Raw genomic sequence first — 1,301 nt, 5'->3', positions numbered from 1 at the left:
CGGATGCCTCTTCGGCAGAGGATGCCTGTTCGGTCGCACCCTGCGACAGCTGTTCGGAGCTTGCCGACAGTTCCTGGCTGCCCGACGAGACGTTGTCGGCGGCGGCCAAAGCATCGGCAACCACGCCGCGAAGGCGTTCCACCATGCTCTGCAGCGAAAGCCCGAGGATGTCCTTGTCCGACAAGGGTTTCGGCGAAACCGTCAGGTCGCCATTGGCGATCTGGTCGGCGATGTTGGCGGTGTTGCGCAGGTTGCCGGTCATCACGCGAACGCTTTCAACGACATCACGTATTTCGTCGTTTGTTCTGATTTCGATGTCCCGATCGAGATCGCCGATCGCAACGGCGTCGGCGACGGACTTTATTTTTTTCAGGCCCGAGCTGATGCTGATTGCAATCCACACGGCGATGGCGACAGAGAGGACCAGTAACAGCGCCATGCCACCGATCAGAAGATTGCGGGATTGGTCATACTGTAGGTTGGTTGCCTCATCGGTCTGCTTCAGGTCAATTGCGATTTCGGCATTAAGGGCGCCGAGAGCTTCAAGTAGCGATTCCGTCAATTTTGCGCCTTGGCCCATGGAAATCTGTCCGGCCTGTCGATTGCTCTCGTCCGTATTTTCGGTTGCCAGCTTCAGCACTGAATCCTGCATCGCGAACCAGTTCGGTTTTTGCGATTGAAGTTGGAGGGCCTTTTCCCGGATCGCGGGATTGATCACAGCCGCGAGTTCCGTTGTTTTTGCGTCGATAACGGCTCTGTGGCGATTTACGTTCTCCACATATTCAGAGATCTTGCTGGCGTCGGTATTGATGATCGCATTCTTTTCATCCCGGATCGCCATCAGTATGGCATCCGAGAGATCGCTGGAGTTACGCAGATTGGCGGCCGGGCCCTGGACGATATCCGTGATCGCAGTATTGAGCGATGACAGATTGCTTATAGAGACGACTGCCATGGCGCCGGCCATCATAATGATGGCGGCAAATCCTAAGGCCAGTTTGAGTTTGATTGTAAAGCGCATCCTCGGTTTCCCCTAGAAACGAATGTAGTTCAACAACTGTCCGCAGCAAGATGCGATTGCATTCGCTCTTCTGCGCACCGGGGCTCCGGTGGAAGCGGCCCGAACCATCCGGGCACGTGAGTAACCCCGGCCGCAAAGCCGGGGTGATTTCAATCAGGCGCTCTGCCTGAAGTCGCGATCTTCGGCGTCGGGACCGCCCATGGACATATCGAGGGCGAACCCTTTGGCACGCGCCTGCTGGGCCGCAACCGATTGGTCGTTGCGCCGCGCCGGCTGTGCC

At 57.2% G+C, this 1,301-nt stretch carries 1 protein-coding gene; it reads right to left on the bottom strand.

Annotation, left to right across the window (positions count from 1 at the left end; all coding sequences use genetic code 11):
* On the bottom strand, positions 1-1,021 hold a 1,021-nt coding region (locus HFC70_RS26285; RefSeq protein ID WP_168476285.1), incomplete at its 3' end, for an MCP four helix bundle domain-containing protein.
* Between the last annotated feature and the right edge of the window lie 280 nt (positions 1,022-1,301).

Origin of the sequence: Agrobacterium sp. a22-2 (assembly GCF_012276985.1) — a bacterium.
Classification (GTDB): Bacteria; Pseudomonadota; Alphaproteobacteria; order Rhizobiales; family Rhizobiaceae; genus Allorhizobium.
Note: the sequence above shows the minus strand (reverse complement) of the source record. Positions and strands in the feature narration are given on the sequence as shown.